Here is a 17,362-nt window from a genome sequence, read left to right as displayed (position 1 = left end):
CATTGTCCCCCCGGTTTTCGTTTCTCCTCAACGGGAACTCTCTATCTTCCTCAGGTCCGCCCTCAACCGACTCTCTCCGGACCTTGGTTCAGGAGCGCCAACCGACCCAGCCTCACCCGCCTGCTCGAGCCGGTCGGAAGCCTCGCCAGCGCCTTGACCAGACATCTGACCAAGGCCCGCGTTGGAAGCCGCGGGCATTGACGGCGCGAGGTCGGTCCTGCCCTGAACCGGGACCGTGACCCGGGCTGCCGCCGGGTACACGCTCACCCCGTCCACGGGACTCCCGCCGCCGTCCACGGGTAGCACCGGCACGTCCCGCGAAACCTCTGCCGCGACCCCGGAGACGTCTATCTGGGCGAGTGCGTTCGTCACTGCTTCCACCTTGCTCCTCGGTCCCGCTATCGTCACCGATCTCGGTGTCGAGCTCGGTTGAAGCGGAACGTAACCTTCGGTGGGAAAACCCACGAGGGAGACTGACACGGGCATGTCTCGCCCGATGACCGCCTCCACCGTCACGCTGGTGCTGGCCGGCACCACCTCGATGACGTGCACTCCCTCGGGCACGAACGTCTGTACCCTCACCCCGTGTTCGCCCTCTCCGCGTCCCGCCACGGACACGTACGCCCTTACCTTGGACCCGTCTAAAGTCTCCACGACCTGTCTCGCCCCACGGATGCGGAGTTCCACGTCTTTGGGCTTTGACGTCACTATGAGGTTCGACGCTACGCCGCGGACCTCCAAGCCTACGGTGACTATCTTCTCGACCGTGTCCCCCTGGTTTCGTCTGATGTCGGCTCCAGCCACAAACCATACCACAATGGCGAGGAGCAGAGCCGCTATTCTAAGGTGCAGGTCGCGCGCCACCGGGAGCCTCACGTCGCATGCCCCCTCAGCCAGCCAGGCAAGCCCTGTCGGGCTCGTCCGGGCTCCAGCAACTCGCCGAGCCTCTCCCTCAGAGCGCCTTCGTCAAGGTAACGAGCAAGCTTCCCGTTGAAAGCGAGGGAGATGACCCCGGTCTCCTCCGAAACCACCACGACCGCCGCGTCGGACTGCTCAGAGATGCCCAACGCCGCCCTGTGTCTCGTTCCGAGCCTCTTGCTCACTGCCGGGTTCTCCGTGAGTGGCAGGTAGCACCCTGCCGCCACGAGTCTGTTCCCCTTTATGATAGCTGCGCCATCGTGGAGAGGCGTGTTTGGGGTGAAGATGTTGACCAGAAGCTCTGCGGAAACCACGGCGTCGATCTTCGTGCCGGTTTCCATCAGCTCAGCCACGCCGGTTTCACGCTCGATGACGATGAGCGCCCCCACCTTTTCGCGGCCCATCGTCGCCGCAGCCCGAGCCACATCGGTGATCAGCTTCGCCGCGTCCTCTTTCCCCAGGAATCCGAGGGGCCCCGCGAAAAGGCTGCCACGGCCGATCTGCTCCAGCGCCCTCCGCATCTCCGGCATGAACACTATGGGAAGAGCCACGAACAGCATGGTAATCGTCTTCTGCAGAAGCCAGTACACAGTCTGCAGCCCTAGGAGGTTGCTCAGCATGGTCGCGACAAACAGAATGGCGATGCCCTTCAGCAGAGACACCGCCCTCGTTCCTCGTATGATCACGAGTATCTTGTATATGACGTACGCCACTATGAGGACGTCCGCCACGGCGCTCACAGCCTGCTTGACGTTTATCTTGGCAAGGTCTTCAACAAACCTCGCCAAGCCGATGTCGAACGGCATGGGCCTCCTCCTCGGCTCTCGGTTCCGGTCCTGCTTGCAGCCTCTGCCACAACTATATACTATACGTTTGCGTTCGACGGCGCAAGGACCGGCGGCTGGGATTGCGTGGCGCTGAGTACGAACGACTCCGCCGCGTCGGTGAGTCGAACTACGCGACGCGGCGGAGTCACTGGAACAGAGATCTACGCTCCGAACTTCGCCAGTTTCAGAGCGTGCGCCATCGAAAGGGGCAACACGCCGAGGGAGGGGAACGTCCCGAGAGAGCCTGCGGCGCACGCTGTCTCTCCAAACTCCGTGATCCGGTCCGGGCGCACCCACTTGGAGAATATCAGGAATGGCACGGGATGCCAGCTGTGGGCCTTGAGCGTAGCCGGCGTAGAGTGGTCGCCCGTGATCACTAGGACGTCGGGCGCAAGATCCATGATCGCGGGGAGATTCCGATCGAAGTCCTCGAGCACTTCCACCTTGCGGGCGAAATTGCCGTCCTCTCCAGAGCTGTCCGTCTCCTTCACGTGGAGGTAGAAGAAGTCGAATCTTGCGAAGTTCTCCCGGAGGGTCCCTACCTCGTCCTGGATCGTCGTGCCTGTCTCAAGCACCTCCATTCCGACCAGCCTCGCCACGCCTCGATACATCGGGTAGGTGGCGATGGCCGCGGGGGTGAGCTTGAAGGCCTCCGACATCGTCGGGATGTCGGGATGCTTCGCGAACCCCCTCAGAAGCACCATGTTCGCGGGATGCTCGCTCCGTAGCACGCATCTCGCCTTATCCAGCCACTGGTTGATGATGTTCGCGGTACGAGCAGCTTCAGGACTGCGTGGCGCGGCGGGTTTCGGCTTCTCCCCCGTGTGCTGCGGATCCGTGTCCTCGATGTCCCCGGAGAGCCCGTCGCCCCTGAACACCGCCACGAACCTATGCAGCTTGCCCGGCTCGAGGATGACACTAGCTCCTTCAACCTGGATCGTTCGAAGCATCTCCACGAGCTCCCGGTTCTTCTCCGTTGGAATCCGCCCTGCGCGCCTGTCTGTGATGATCCCGGACTCGTCCACGGTGCAGAAATTGCCTCGAGCCGCCACGTCCGTTCGCTCGAGCTCCACTCCCACGCCGAGCGCCTCGAGCACGCCCCTTCCTATTTCGTACTTCAACGGGTCATACCCAAAGAGGGCAAGGTGGGACGGACCGCTGCCGGGCGTGATCCCGATCCCCACCGGTTCGACCAAGCCGCAGCTAGACCTGGCTGCGAGCGCGTCGAGATTGGGCGTTCGCGCCGATTCCAGCGCGCATCTACCGGTATCCGGATGTGGAAGACCACCCAAACCGTCAACGACCGCCATGACGATCTTCGACTCTGTCTTCTGAGCTAGGGCTTTGATGACTTCGATTTGCACCATCTCGGAATCTCTCCTTCCGTATGGGTCTAACAACTACGTGTCAATCTACGGCTGTTTCTATACACGTCGCGGTTTTCCTCCTCATAGCGGGGGAACATACTAAGGCAGGGTTCACCAATATCTCTGTCTTTGTCATCGAACGACAGGCCGCCGGTGACAAGCTCTCGCCTCGAGTCGCCGGCAACCCCTCCCGCGAATCGGATCGAGAGCAACGGCCGCGCGGACGGAGTTCCGGAATCCGCCACACCGGCCTGCCAGGCGGGAACGAGGTGCGGGGCTTGCGGAAACGGCACACCGTGCACAGACGAGTTGGACGGGAAGGCAAGCGAGATCAGGGTCGCCCTGAGGGCGAATCCGGAAGGACGCCGGGGTTGCGCCGCGGCGCGGTGTGGCGCCACATCGTCTTGGCAGCCGTGGCGACCTTGCTCGTGGCATTCGCGCTCGTCAGGGCGTTCCCGTTGCCGGCGAAGCAAGTCGGCAGCGTGTTCTATGACATTCGCGGGGAGGTCATCACGTCCACCGCGGCCGGCACCCGAATACAGGTACCCCTTTCCGCTGTCTCAACCCACCTTCGTGAGGCCATCGTAGCCGTGGAAGACGAACGCTTCTACAGGCATCCCGGCGTCGACCCCATCGGCATCGCCCGGGCGCTCGTGAGGAACATACGCGCCGGTCGCATCGTGGAGGGAGGAAGCACTATAACCCAGCAGCTCGCCAAGAACATGTTCCTGCCTCCGGAAAGGACCATCGCACGAAAAGTCGCTGAGCTCTTACTCACGTTCTATCTCGAGCTGAAGTTCTCGAAGGACGAGATCCTCGAGCGCTACCTCAACCTCGTGTACCTCGGTCACGGAGCGTACGGAGTCGAAGCAGGGGCGAGACTGTACTTCGGCAAGAGCGCACGCGATGTCACACTGGGGGAGGCCGCGATGCTCGCGGGCCTCACAAGGGGGCCTTTCTACTACTCGCCGTATCGCGACATGGAAGCCGCCCTTCGGAGGCGCGAGGTGGTGCTGCACAAGATGGTGTCAGCGGGATACATCACTCAATCCCAGGCCCGGGCGGCGACGCGGGAACCTCTCGTGCTCGTTGGGCTAGGGACGCGCGAGGTCCGCGCGGCACCCTACTTCGTTGACTACGTCATGGGGGAAGTGCTCAGGCGTCTCGGGGACGACGGGAACTTGCTATACTCCGGCGGATTGAGGGTGTACACCACTCTCGACATGTCCATGCAGAGAGCCGCGGAGATGGCCTTCTCAGCGGGGCTCGACCCCCTTACTACAGAGAGGCCCGCCGGGTCGGTGGTTCAACCCCAGGGAGCCCTCGTCGCTCTCGACCCCACGAACGGCCACGTACGAGCGCTCATCGGGGGAAGAAGCTATCGGGAGACTCAGTTTAACAGGGCAACCGAGGCAAGGAGACAGCCAGGCTCGGCATTCAAGCCTTTCTTCTACGCGGCGGCGTTGGACGAGGGCTTCACCGCCGCGACCACGCTCGCGTGCGAGCCGGTCACTTTCTGGTCCGCGCGGACTCCTTACACGCCCACTGACTACGGCGAATTCGACTACCACTTTCGGAGGCTCACGTTGAGAGAGGCTCTCGTGGTGTCGTGCAACGTGGCCTCTGTCCAACTTGCCAACCTCATCGGGCCCGCGAAAGGCGCGGAGTACGCGAAGCGGCTGGGCATCAAGAGCCCTCTCGGACCGCATCTCTCCCTCGTGCTCGGAACGTCAGAAGTGACGCCTCTCGAGATGGCCACGGCGTTTGCTCCTTTCGCCAACGGCGGGAAGAGCGTCGAGCCGGTATTCATCTTGTCTGTCAAGGACCGCCGCGGCCGCGAGCTCCTGCGAGACCGTCCGCGCGTGAGGCAGGTTCTCGACCCGAGGACGGCCTTCATAGTGACGGACATCCTCAAACAAGTCATCACTAAGTGGGGCACCGCAGCGAGCATCGCGGGCAAGGTCACCCGACCAGCCGCGGGGAAGACGGGGTCCACGCAAAGCTACACAGACGCTTGGTTCGTGGGGTACACCCCCGATCTGGTGTGCTCTGTGTACATCGGTTACGACGATCCCTCGACCCCACTCGGCAGGTCGGGCGGTGCGGCCGCCGCGCCCATCTGGGCCGACTTCATCAACAAGGCCTTGGCAGGAAAGCCCGAATCCGCATTTCGGCGGCCTTCCGGAATCGTATCCCGGGAGATCTGCCATGACACCGGGTTCCTGGCGACGCCCGCGTGTCCCAACACCCGTTGGGAGTTGTTCAAACAGGAAGCCGCGCCTAACGAGACGTGCCCTTGGCACGGCGCATCGCCGGTCACGGGCGCCAGCCTCCAAAGCCATTGACCAGGCTCGGGAGTGTTCGCACACCGGGGTCACGTTCGTCGGCCAGAGCCCGAAGAGCGGGTTGGTCAGACGTCTCGTCCGAGAACGAACCGGGATACCGCTTCCACGACCCCGTCGCCGCTTTCGCCGTGCGCTACGTAGTCCGCGGCTTGCTTCACTTCCTCGCGAGCGTTTCGGACGGCCACGCCGATCCCGGCAAACTCGAGCATGGGCACGTCATTCTCACTATCGCCAATGGCCAGAACCTCGTCGCGCCGAACCCCGAGATACCGCGCGAGTATAGAGAGAGCGGAGCCTTTGGACACACTTTCTGCGGTGAACTCAACGTAGCGCGGCATTGACCGAACTACGTGAAGGCGGTCGCCGAAGTGCTTCTTGAACTCGGGCAGGCGCCGCTCCACCTCCTCTTCCGACGCGACGACCAGCAGCTTCGTGGGAGGGCGCTTCATGAAGGCTACCAGGTCCCCGACGACCACCGCCTCGACCTTTGTGTGACTCGTGTACGAAGCCGTCTCGTCGTCGTAGCGTTCGACGTACAGCGTGTCATCCACGTACACGTTCAGGTGGAGACCCTCCCGCCGCGCATAGGCTGCCACTTCCCTTGCCTGTTCCAGCGGCACGGGCCTGTGGCATATGATCTCCCCGGTCTTGACCGACTTGATGAGCGCGCCGTCGTACGTGATGAGAGGGCCACCGATTCCGAGTTCCTCCGCAAAGGGAACAGTCGCGCGAAACATCCGTCCGCTCGTCAGGGTGACCACGCAACCTGCCTCGGTGGCCGCTTGCACGGCCGCCCGCGTGCGTTCACCGATCTTGAGGTCTCTTCCTACAAGAGTTAAGTCCACATCTATCGCCACAAGCCGTATCCCGATCTCTATCACCCCACAAGATTCAAGCCGTCAGGGGAGATCCGCACGACATCCGCTGTCGCCTGCTTCGGTGTCCGCCCGTTCCCCGACCCGTCTCCCCTGCACCCAGGCCATACCCACGTCACGTTTGCTCTAGAATGATCTATCACGTACCACGAAGCTCAGAATGCTGCTCCCGATTGATAGCAAGACTGAAGCCAGCACCGCTGGCCAGAAACCGGAGACGTAGAAGCCGCCCACCCATCTCGCGACAAGCCACAGCATGAACCCGTTGATGACGAACGTGAACAGACCCAGCGTGAGCAGCTGGATTGGCAGCGACAGAATGATGAGGACCGGCCGTATCAGAGCGTTCACTATCCCAAGCACGAACGCCGCGACGATCGCCGACAAGACTCCCCTCACCTGGACGGCTGGTCCCATGACGTACGGGATGAGAAGCAGTATGATCGCGTTGACGAGGCACCTATAGAGAAAACCCGAGAAACGCAAGGCCTCCATCCTCCTTCCTGCGCGCGCCGGGAGCGACTTGCCCGATAGCATGGCCACGCTAGTTGGGACTAAGCAAGGGAAGCATCCGTCCGGAAGTGGCGAGCGGGCTTCTCATCCCATCGGCGGAGCAAACACGAATACGACCTAAACCAGGCGGACAGCGATCTGGGTTCCGCTGGTGCCCTCGGCCACTTCGACCAGCGTGAACCCGCCCTCGAGCCTCAGGGCCCTTATCACATTGGCTGCAAGAAAGAACCACGAAGGCTCCCAGTCCACAGAGAATTCGATGGAAGATCGCTCTTCCCTCCCTGGCCGGCACCCGAGAGCGTGGGTCCTCTCCTTCATCCGCTTCATCCGAGCGCCCCACGGGTCCGGAAGGACGCTCGTCCCCGCCGAACCTCTGCCCGGAAGACCGGCCTCCCCATCCGTGTTGCCCCGAGCCCTTGGCAAACGAGCGAACCACAGATGAGAGAATACCGAGGCGAGCCAGCCCGCCGACTCCAGGACATCTTCCAAGACGAACAGCGGGAACACGACAGGAAGCGCGCGCCTCCACCCGGGGAGCCTCAGCGTCACGAGGAGGAAGAACGACGGCAGGCGAAACCCGGCAGCTGCCGCCCGGGTCTTGCGCCGCGCCTCCCCGTGACTCAAGAAAGGAGTGTCGTTGGCGCGGGCCGCACCTCCAGTCTTGGCCTCCGCCTCAACATCAGTCGACATAGACCTCCACCTTGGCCTCGTCGCTATCTATGTCCACGATCTTGCCGACCGTGGCATCTGTGATGCTCGCGAGGATCCCCTCCAAGTCGATGTTCTGCTCCTGGATCTCGGCCGCCACGTTCTTCGGTATGAACTTCATGGCTACTTTCACCAGAGCCAGCGGGAGATTGACGTGTACTTTGGTGTTGTCCTCCAGGTCGAGCACGCGCACCCGCAGCATTCTCGCGGCCTTTCCGACGCCCACCCCACCGGATTGGCCGGGCGGCGAACTCTCCAGGGCCTCGAGGAGCTTGAGCCCCTCGTCCACCGAGATCTTCCCTTCCCGCACCATCGTCAGTATCTGCCTCTTCTCATCGATCACAGCTGCAATCCTCCTTAGCCCCGAGAGTTGGCTCGGTCGCTTCGCACCCAGCACTTTCTCAGCTCAGCGTGTCAAGCATGTCATCGGTGTTCGTCCGGTTCCGGCGCGTCCGAGCCCTCGGCGGCACGGCTGATCTCGCCGCCCCCCAGGATCGTTATGGACCCGTTGGATGTCTCAGCTTTGATCATCACCTTATGTACACTCGCCTCGTAACCGGGTGTCGCAGCCACGATCTCCTCGTGCCCCATGGATTTCGTGTTGACTTGGTACGCGAGATCGGGCAGAGCTAGGCGGATCGCTCCTTGGGACGTACGCGCGTCCACGCGGCAGCCCACGCCGCCGCCCGCGTCGAGGAGGACTTGGATAGACCCATTGGAGGTGTGGAGTTCGTAGAAGGCCTCGCCTGTAAGCCCGGTCGGTACCACAAGTATACTCCCGTTGGATGTCTCGGCGGCCAGCCTCTTCGCCGTGCCCCTGTGATTGATGCGCCCGTTGGACGTCTCAAGCTCTGCATCGGCAGAGCTGGTGCCGTCCAGATCTATCCTGCCATTGGACGTCTCAACACTGATGGTCCCACACTCGAGCGCGCCGATCTCGACCTTGCCGTTTGAGGTCTCGAGCTCCAGGTCGTACCGGAAGCGTCGCGGGAGTCGAATGACGAGCGAGGCCCCGCTTACCGCCCGTCCGCAGCAGCAGGCGATCCGAAGATTGCCCGGGCCGGCCTTGTAGTCTATGGCCTCTTCCAGCATGCTCCGGGCACTCGAAGGATCGACCCCGGCTCCCCTTGCGCGGGCACGAATCTCGACACTGAACCCCGGGCCATCGCATGGTTCTACGGCAATGCTGCCGTTAGACGTGGCCGCTTCCACCGCCACTCTCTCGCAACTCCCGTCAAAGGCTCCCTCGAAGGTCTTTCTAACTTCGACGCCTGGAGCGAAGGTTCCAATGAACCGTTTGGCGAAGGTCTCCCCTACCAGAGGCGATTGGCCCGACCCGGGACATCCGGGCGCCCCGGAGTCGCCTTCGTCGTCCGACCTCTCGGCGGTGCGTTCCCTCGCCCGCCTGATGCGCTTCATGGCACGCTCTTTCTCTTCGACTGCCCTCTCCATCACCTTCTCGATATGGCCCGCCAGGCTCTCCAGCACCGGGCCGCACGAGGTCTCGGCGAGCTGCGCGAGTCTGTCCGCCAAGGCGTTGATCTTGGAGAGGTCCGGCCACGTGCCGGTGGACTCGCGCTTTTCGGCGCATTTGCCTGCCTGGCCGCCGCCAGTCCCTCCGTCATCCTCACCATCGGCTTCGGCCTCTTTGCGGCCGTCTTCGCCCGAGTAGCCCTGGTCGTCCCGGCCACCTTGGAAACCCGGCTCGGCCTGCGTCGCCTCGTCGAGAGCGTCTATGAGGGCAGCGGCCTCATCGCTCGTGATCTTGCCCTCCTCCAGCATCTTCAGGATCATCATGTGTTCTTCCCGCACGGTCCTCGCTCCCCCTGTCTGGGCTCTCCTGCACCGAGCCTTCACCGCTGTTTGAGAAGCTTTATGGCTTCGTCGGCACGTATCTCGCCTCTCGCGAGCGAGTCCAGGATGCCTTTGCGCCTCGCTTCCGTTTGTGCCTCGTCCTCCTTCTCTCGCTCGACCGGATAACCCAAGGCTTGTATGACCGCGTCAAGCCGGCCCCGAACGGTGGGATACGACACCCCGAGCTCCCTCTCGACTTCTTTGATATTCCCGCGCGACTTGATGAAGATCTCCACGAAGTCCTTCTGCTCATTGGAGAGTTGACAGAACTTGCACGTCTCGAAGCGACCCTCTATGGACGTGTCACACCTGGGGCAGGACAGCCTCGCCACGTGGAGGGCTTCTCCGCACACCGGGCATCTACCCAGCGCCCTTCGTCTCATGATCTTCCACCCTTCAATATCATCAACATGGTCCTCAATCTCGTTAAGCTCTACATTAACATCATAAATCCGTCGACTTTCGCTGTCAACAAGTTTGCCGGGTTTTCATCGCGGTTCCCGACGCACGAAAACCGCAAGGTGCTCGGCAGGAAAGTCGGGGCACATATCGAATGTATGTTCGAGCCGGTAAAGGAAACACCGTCATATGCTGGGCAGGCACACTCATCGGTGGGATCTGGTAGCGTTGCACTTGTGGCATGAGTGTCTTAGAATTGTAGAGTGAGGCGGCGCGCGGCCTGCGACGGCCCGCTCGCGGTGCGGATGGCCTCGATGAGGAGCTGCGGTGCAGGTGAACGAGTTCAAGCTCAGAACCAATCTCAAACCAAGGGGTGACCAGCCGAGAGCCGCGCGGGAGCTCGCAGAGGGAATAAGAGCGGGTTACCGTTGTCAGACGCTTCTTGGCGCGACGGGCACCGGGAAGACGTTCACGGACGCCCTTGTGATCCAGGAGGTCCAAAGGCCCACGCTGGTGATAGCCCACAACAAGACCCTCGCAGCTCAGCTTTGCAGCGAGTTCCGGGCGCTTTTCCCCGAGAACGCCGTGGAGTACTTCGTGAGCTACTATGACTACTACCAGCCGGAGGCGTATATTCCGCAGACCGACACTTACATCGAGAAGGACTCATCTATCAATGACGAGATCGACCGGCTCCGCCACTCCGCAACGAGCGCTCTGTTCGAACGGCGAGACGTGATAATCGTGGCGAGCGTGTCTTGTATTTTCGGACTCGGATCACCGGAGGACTACAAGAACCTCACGGTGATGCTCCAAAGGGGCCGCGAGGCGAACAGGGACGCTGTGCTGAGGAAGCTCGTGGGCATACAGTACACTCGAAACGACATCGGATTCACTCGAGGCACCTTCAGGGTTAGGGGCGACGTGGTGGAGGTAATCCCCGCTTACGGAGAAAACGCCGTTAGGATCGAGTTCTTCGGAGACGAGGTCGATCGCATCCTGGAAGTGGACGTGCTCACCGGCGAGGTGGTGCGAGACAGGGAGTCCATAACGATCTTTCCGGCAACTCACTTCATCACCAGCGACGAGAAGCTCAAGAAGGCCCTCATCAGCATCGAGCGCGAGCTGGAAGACCGGCTCGCAGAGCTCCGCGCAGCCGGGAAGCTGCTCGAGGCCCAGAGGCTCGAGCAGCGCACGCGTTACGATCTGGAGATGCTCGGCGAGGTGGGCTATTGCCAGGGGATAGAGAACTACTCAAGACATCTCACCGGTAGACAGCCGGGAGAACCCCCGGCAACGTTGCTCGATTACTTCCCCGAGGACTTCTTGGTCATAATAGACGAGTCTCACGTGACTCTTCCCCAGCTGCACGCGATGTACTCGGGCGATCGGTCGCGCAAGGAGACCCTCGTGGAGTACGGATTCCGGCTGCCGTCGGCGTTCGACAATCGACCGCTTACGTTCGATGAGTTCGAGCAGCGCGTGAACCAGGTCATATTCGCTTCGGCGACGCCCGGGCCTTACGAGCTCCGTATGAGCAGCCGCGTCGTCGAGCAGATCATTCGCCCGACGGGGCTGGTGGACCCGGAGGTAGAGGTGCGTCCGGTGATGAACCAGATAGACGACCTCCTCACAGAGATCCATGCGCGGGTGCGGGCGGGCGAGCGGGTCCTCGTCACGACGCTCACGAAGAAGACAGCCGAGGATCTCACAGATTACCTCGCGGACTTGGGCGTGAAGGCTCGGTACCTTCACTCGGAGATCGACACCCTCGAGCGTGTGGAGATTCTGCGGGACTTGCGGCTCGGGACGTTTGACGTCCTTGTGGGCATAAACCTGCTGCGTGAGGGCCTTGACCTGCCCGAGGTGTCCTTAGTGGCGATCCTCGACGCCGACAAAGAAGGGTACCTGCGATCGGAGACGTCGCTCATCCAGACCATTGGACGGGCCGCGCGCAACGTACACGGCAAGGTCATCATGTACGCCGACACCATTACCCAGTCCATGCGGCGGGCGATCGACGAGACCAACAGGAGGCGCCGGATACAGACGGAGTACAACGAACGCCACGGCATAACCCCGGAGTCCGTCAAGAAGGGCGTCCACGACATAGCGGAATTCACGAGGGCGGCCGAAGAAAGACCCTCGTACGGGGTCGCGTCTCGGGCTGCAGCTGCTGGAGCGCTATCCGAGGCCGTGTCCCGCGCAGGGTCGCATGCCGGGTCGAAGGCCCGGCGATCGTCGGCCGGGGTAGATGTGGACGCGGGGGCGGTGGAGGAGCTGTCCGACAAGGAGATAGCGACGCTCATACGCTCTCTCGAGGAAGAGATGCGCAAGGCGGCGATGGTTCTCGAATTCGAGCGCGCGGCGGAGCTGCGCGACAGGATTCGCTTCCTCAGGCGGCGGTTCGCACCCTAGGCATGCGCCCCAGGCATGCATGAACCGCCGGATGGGACCGCGCCAAAACCACTCTCACTGAAGCGCTCTTGCGGATTGACAGGCGGACTGGCTTCAGATAGTGCTCTTCGGCTCGGGCGCGTATTCGGAGGAAACTAAAGGTGAGCAAGCAGGAGATCATAGTAAGAGGCGCACGTCAGCATAACCTGAAGAACATCGATCTCGAGATCCCTAGAGACAAGCTGGTGGTCATCACCGGCCTCTCCGGCTCGGGCAAGTCCTCTCTGGCCTTCGACACCATCTATGCCGAAGGACAGCGACGCTACGTGGAGTCGCTCTCGGCATACGCGCGACAGTTCCTCGGCCAGATGGACAAGCCGGACGTGGACTACATCGAAGGGCTGTCGCCCGCGATAGCCATAGATCAGAAGAGCGGCAGCCGTAACCCCAGGTCCACGGTGGGCACGGTGACGGAGATATACGACTATCTGAGGCTCCTATTCGCAAGGATAGGAAAGGCCCACTGCCCGAGGTGCGGTAAGCCCATCACCCAACAGACAGTTCAGCAGATCGTCGACCAGGTCATGGCGCTTGGAGAGGGCACGAGAGTTCAGATCCTCGCCCCGGTAATCCGAGGGAAGAAAGGCGAGCACAGAAAGGTAATCGAGGACATACGACGGGAGGGCTTCGTCCGAGTTCGCATCAACGGGCAAGTGCGCGGCGTGGACGAGGACATATCGCTCGAGCGTTACAAGATCCACAGCATCGAGATAGTCGTGGACCGAGTGGTGGTTCGCCCCGGCGCGGAGACGCGCCTCGCCGACTCGCTGGAGCTCGCCATGAAACGCGGCGAAGGGATAGCCATCGTGAACGTCGTGCCCAACACGGCGTCCGGAGAGGCCGGCCGCGACCTCGTCTTCAGCGAGAAGTTCGCCTGTCCTGATTGCGGCGTGAGCTTCGAGGAGCTCGCGCCGAGGATGTTCTCGTTCAACAGCCCCTACGGAGCCTGCCCAGAGTGCGCAGGCTTGGGTACCAAGGAGGAGATCGATCCCGAACTCGTCCTCGATCTGGACAGGAGCATCGTGGACGGCGGCATAGTGCCGTGGGAGAGATCCTGGGATGGGACGCGGAGCGACTACTTCGCCCGACGGGTCATGGCGGTGTGCGAGCGACTCGGCATAGACCCATGCGTGCCCATCGGCCGACTGACCGAGGAGCAAAGACGCGTGCTGCTGTACGGAGCGGGCAGGGAGAGGTTCCGATACCAGTACCACAACTTTGCCGGAGACCTCATCTGGCACGAAAGCCATTATGAGGGGGTGGTGCCGTACCTGGAGCGCCGGTACAGGGAAGCGCACTCCGACGCGGCGCGAACGGAGATAGAGCAGTTCATCACAGCAAGACCGTGCCCGGCGTGCCGGGGGGCGCGCCTCAAGCCAGAGAGCCTCGCCGTCAAGGTGGGCGGCAAGTCCATCATGGAAGTGACCGCCATGTCGTGTTCGGAAGCGAAAGAGTTCTTCGAGGGCATTGCCCTGACCGAACGCGAGACGACCATATCGAGGCAGATTCTCAAGGAGATACGGGAAAGGCTAGGATTCTTGGTGAACGTCGGACTCGACTACCTCACTCTCGACAGGGCGGCCGGCACACTCGCGGGAGGCGAGGCTCAACGGATCCGCCTCGCGACCCAGATCGGCTCAAGCCTCGTGGGAGTCCTGTACATCCTCGACGAGCCCAGCATCGGACTGCATCAGCGCGACAACAGGCGTCTCATCGACACGCTCAAGCGTCTGCGCGACATGGGGAACACCGTCCTCGTCGTAGAGCACGACGAGGAAACCATCCGTTCGGCTGATCACATCATAGACATCGGGCCGGGCGCCGGCGCTGAAGGCGGGCGCGTGGTGGCTTCGGGAAGCATAGAACGCATCATGTCTTGCGAGCAGTCCATCACTGGGCAGTACCTCTCAGGCAAGTTGAGCATTAGGGTCCCGCCTCGCCGTCGCCCCCCGAACGGGAAGTCCATCATCGTGAAAGGGGCCCGCGAGCACAACCTCAAGAACATCGACGTGGAGATCCCACTCGGGGTGTTCGTGTGCGTCACCGGTGTCTCGGGATCCGGCAAGAGCACGCTTGTCAACGAGATCCTCCATCGCAAGCTGGCACATGAGCTGAACCGAGCGGCCGTGAAGCCGGGTGCCCATGACGCCGTCCTCGGCATCGAGCACCTCGAAAGAGTGATTGACGTAGACCAGTCTCCCATCGGGCGCACGCCCCGTTCCAACCCGGCCACATACACGGGAACGTTCGATCTGATAAGGGAGACCTTCGCGCTCACGCCCGAAGCCAGGGTGCGGGGATACGGGCCTGGCAGGTTCAGTTTCAACGTGAAGGGCGGACGGTGCGAGGCGTGCAAGGGAGACGGGATCATCAAGATAGAGATGCACTTCCTTCCGGACGTGTACGTTCCGTGCGAAGTGTGCAGGGGGAGAAGATACAATCGTGAGACCCTGGAGATCAAGTACCGAGGAAAGAGCATAGCGGACGTCCTGGACATGCGGGTCGACGAAGCGCTCGAGTTCTTCAGGAACCTTCCGAGGGTCAGACGAAAACTGGAGACCCTCAACGACGTAGGTCTCGGTTACATCAAGCTGGGTCAGCCGGCTACGACTCTCTCGGGCGGCGAGGCCCAGAGGGTCAAGCTTGCGACCGAGCTCGGCAGGCGAAGCAACGGGCGGACGCTCTACATCCTGGATGAACCCACCACGGGTCTCCACTTCGCAGACATAGAGAGACTCCTCAACGTGTTGGGACGCTTGGTGGACGCCGGGGACACGGTTATCGTCATCGAACACAATCTGGACGTCATCAAGACGGCGGACTACATCATAGATCTAGGTCCCGAGGGCGGAGACCGCGGCGGCACCGTCGTGGCTTGCGGCACGCCGGAGGAGGTCGCGCTGTGTGAGCGGTCCTACACCGGTCAGTTCCTCAGGAAGGTGCTGAGGACATGAATCACGATTCCGAAGACGGGTACGCTATCTCGACCGGGAGCCCGGGATCAGGAGGAAGCGACTCGGCGGGCTGGGACAGAGAAGCCAATGTCGAGAACAAACGGGCCGCGGCAAGGGAACGCCTTCGTGAGAGAGCGAAGGACCTGCCCGACAGGCCTGGAGTGTACCTGATGAAAGACGCGACAGGACGCGTGATCTACGTGGGCAAGGCGTCCTCGCTCAGGAACAGGGTTCGTTCGTATTTCCAGTCACCGAAGACGTTCGCCAGGCGCACACGACTCCTCGTCGGGAACATCGCCGACTTCGAGTACCTGGTCACCGACTCGGAAGTCGAGGCGCTGATCCTCGAGAACAACCTCATCAAGCAGCACCGTCCGCGGTACAATGTCAGGCTGAGGGACGACAAGACCTATCCTCACATCAAGATCACTTTGGCGGAGCCGTTTCCCCGGGTGCTGGTCACGCGGAGGGTTGAGCAGGACGGGTCGCGTTATTTCGGGCCGTATCCCGACGTCAGCGGAATGCGCAGCACACTGGCTTTCATTAAGCGCCTTTTCCCCGTCCGTGGCTGCTCGAAGAGGATTGCGGAGAGTTCGCGCGAACGTCCGTGCCTCAACCACCACATCGGTAGGTGCCTCGCTCCATGTGCGGGAGCTATAACGCGTGAGGCATACGCAGAGCTGGTGAAACAAATCGTTCTGTTCCTGGAGGGAAGGCAGGACCAGCTCGTCCGGGAGATGAAGAGGCAGATGCAGGCCGCATCGACCCTTATGGACTTCGAAACCGCGGCCGCCCTGCGCGACCGGATACGGGCAATGGAGCGAGTGATGGAGAGACAGAAAGTAGTGCTGAGTTCCCACCGCGACATGGACGTCATCGGCTTCGCGCGGGACGAGGACGGCGCAGAGGCTTGTGTGGAGGTCTTCTTCGTGCGCGGCGGAAAGCTGGTCGGTCGCGAACGGTTCTTCATGGCGAACTCCGACGACACGCCTGATTCGGAGATGCTGGCTGCTTTCCTGAAACAGCACTATGCGGCGGCAGCCCACGTGCCGGCTGAGATCCTGGTGCAGTCGAGCCTGGGCGACGAGGCCGGCTCGATCGCATCGTGGTTGGGCATGCTGAGCGGCTCCAAGGTGCGGATCACGTCGCCCCGCAGGGGCGAGAAGAGAAGCCTGGTGGAAATGGTGCAAGCCAATGCCAAGCTGGGGCTGGAGGAAGCCCGCATACGAGCCGCACGCGCTGCTGACATGGAGGAAGGCGCCATGGCGGAACTCCAGCAAGCTCTCGGACTTCCAAGACTCCCCCGCAGGATAGAAGCGTTTGACATCTCGACCATACAAGGCGCCGATGCGGTCGGATCGATGGTGGTTTTCGAGAGCGGGCGCCCGCTCAAGTCCGCGTACAGGCGGTTCAGAATCAAGACAGTGAAGGGACAAGACGACTTCGCGATGATGCGTGAGATCGTCACAAGGAGGTGCCGTCGGCTTGGAGTCTCGCGAGAGGAAGGCCGCGGCACGCCGGCGGCTCGAGGGCGGACGAGCGGCGGTCACGAGGGGCCGGAGAGTCAAGAGTGCGGTGAGGCAGCTCAGGTTCTCGACGCTCGCGGCAGGCAACGACGGGTATCCGAGAAGGACCCCTCGTCCGTGACAGTGCCGGGCGCGCCGGGCGTTCTGCCCGACCTGATGCTCATCGATGGCGGAAAGGGGCAGCTCAACGCGGCTCTTGAGGCTCTGCGCCAGTGCGGCTTGGATGAGGCGATCCCGGCCGTGGGCCTTGCCAAAGAGCACGAACTCGTGTTCCTCAAGGACAAACCGTGCCCGATATCCCTTCCGAGAGACTCGAAAGCGCTGTTCCTACTCCAGCGCGTGCGGGACGAGGCGCACAGGTTCGCTGTGTCCTACCACCGACAGCTTCGCACGAAGAGGGCGACCCTCTCCGCGCTGGAGGATGTTCCCGGAATCGGACGAAAGCGTCTGAAATCCCTCATCACGGCATTCCGCACGGTGGAAGCCATTCGGGAAGCCAGCGTCGAGGATCTCGCGAAGGCGCCCGGTATGACGCGAAAGGCCGCAGAGCGGGTCAAAGAAGCCCTGAGCTCCTTGCCCCGGCCATCCGTGGACTCCTCGGACTAGCCGGAACGAGGGT

The 17,362-nt window shown here is 62.1% G+C and carries 12 protein-coding genes and 1 pseudogene; 4 read left to right on the top strand and 9 right to left on the bottom strand.

Features of this window, described 5'->3' with window-relative positions; genetic code table 11:
• Positions 1-27: 27 nt before the first annotated feature.
• From NUW12_04835 to NUW12_04825, 3 genes are all read right to left on the bottom strand, one after another.
• Positions 28-876 carry a CdaR family protein gene (locus tag NUW12_04835; protein MCR4402097.1) on the bottom strand — a complete coding sequence of 283 codons (849 nt, stop codon included), beginning with the start codon at positions 874-876 and terminating at the stop codon, positions 28-30.
• Positions 873-1,724, bottom strand: coding sequence for a diadenylate cyclase CdaA (gene cdaA, locus NUW12_04830; GenBank protein ID MCR4402096.1), 852 nt, complete (start codon positions 1,722-1,724; stop codon positions 873-875). The genes NUW12_04835 and cdaA overlap by 4 nt, the downstream gene beginning before the upstream one ends.
• Positions 1,725-1,906: 182 nt before the next feature.
• A complete protein-coding gene (locus tag NUW12_04825; GenBank protein ID MCR4402095.1) occupies positions 1,907-3,112 on the bottom strand; it encodes a 2,3-bisphosphoglycerate-independent phosphoglycerate mutase in 1,206 nt (401 codons plus the stop codon).
• Between the two features lie 278 nt (positions 3,113-3,390).
• Between NUW12_04825 and NUW12_04820 the strand changes: the two genes are divergently transcribed.
• A complete protein-coding gene (locus NUW12_04820; protein MCR4402094.1) occupies positions 3,391-5,457 on the top strand; it encodes a penicillin-binding protein 1A in 2,067 nt (688 codons plus the stop codon).
• 65 nt (positions 5,458-5,522) lie between these two features.
• Here NUW12_04820 and NUW12_04815 read toward each other — a convergent pair whose 3' ends face one another.
• From NUW12_04815 to NUW12_04790, 6 genes are all read right to left on the bottom strand, one after another.
• The gene (locus tag NUW12_04815) at positions 5,523-6,338 is read right to left on the bottom strand and encodes a Cof-type HAD-IIB family hydrolase (protein MCR4402093.1); all 816 of its coding nucleotides are present in this window, start codon (positions 6,336-6,338) and stop codon (positions 5,523-5,525) included.
• A gap of 120 nt (positions 6,339-6,458) precedes the next feature.
• On the bottom strand, positions 6,459-6,827 hold the full coding sequence (locus NUW12_04810) for a phage holin family protein (GenBank protein MCR4402092.1): 369 nt from the start codon (positions 6,825-6,827) through the stop codon (positions 6,459-6,461).
• 135 nt (positions 6,828-6,962) lie between these two features.
• A complete protein-coding gene (locus tag NUW12_04805) occupies positions 6,963-7,535 on the bottom strand; it encodes a hypothetical protein (GenBank protein MCR4402091.1) in 573 nt (190 codons plus the stop codon).
• Entirely contained in the window at positions 7,525-7,896 is a 372-nt protein-coding gene (locus NUW12_04800) for a hypothetical protein (GenBank protein ID MCR4402090.1), read from the bottom strand. Before NUW12_04800 ends, NUW12_04805 begins: the two co-directional genes overlap by 11 nt.
• An 80-nt stretch (positions 7,897-7,976) precedes the next feature.
• Positions 7,977-9,365 carry a DUF4097 domain-containing protein gene (locus NUW12_04795; GenBank protein ID MCR4402089.1) on the bottom strand — a complete coding sequence of 463 codons (1,389 nt, stop codon included), beginning with the start codon at positions 9,363-9,365 and terminating at the stop codon, positions 7,977-7,979.
• A 41-nt stretch (positions 9,366-9,406) separates the two neighbouring features.
• On the bottom strand, positions 9,407-9,790 hold the full coding sequence (locus NUW12_04790) for a DUF2089 domain-containing protein (protein MCR4402088.1): 384 nt from the start codon (positions 9,788-9,790) through the stop codon (positions 9,407-9,409).
• 349 nt (positions 9,791-10,139) lie between these two features.
• Here NUW12_04790 and uvrB point away from each other — a divergent pair.
• From uvrB to uvrC, 3 genes and pseudogenes are all read left to right on the top strand, one after another.
• Positions 10,140-12,218 (top strand): annotated as a pseudogene (gene uvrB, locus NUW12_04785) (excinuclease ABC subunit UvrB).
• Positions 12,219-12,364: 146 nt separating this feature from the next.
• On the top strand, positions 12,365-15,217 hold the full coding sequence (gene uvrA / locus NUW12_04780) for an excinuclease ABC subunit UvrA (protein ID MCR4402087.1): 2,853 nt from the start codon (positions 12,365-12,367) through the stop codon (positions 15,215-15,217).
• Positions 15,214-17,349, top strand: a complete 2,136-nt coding sequence (uvrC, locus tag NUW12_04775; GenBank protein MCR4402086.1) for an excinuclease ABC subunit UvrC — start codon at positions 15,214-15,216, stop codon at positions 17,347-17,349. The genes uvrA and uvrC overlap by 4 nt, the downstream gene beginning before the upstream one ends.
• Positions 17,350-17,362 lie beyond the last annotated feature (13 nt).

This window comes from Bacillota bacterium, from assembly GCA_024653485.1.
Lineage (GTDB): Bacteria > Bacillota > SHA-98 > UBA4971 > UBA4971 > UBA6256.
The sequence above is the reverse complement of the archived record's forward strand: the minus strand, read 5'-3'. Positions and strand labels throughout refer to the sequence as shown.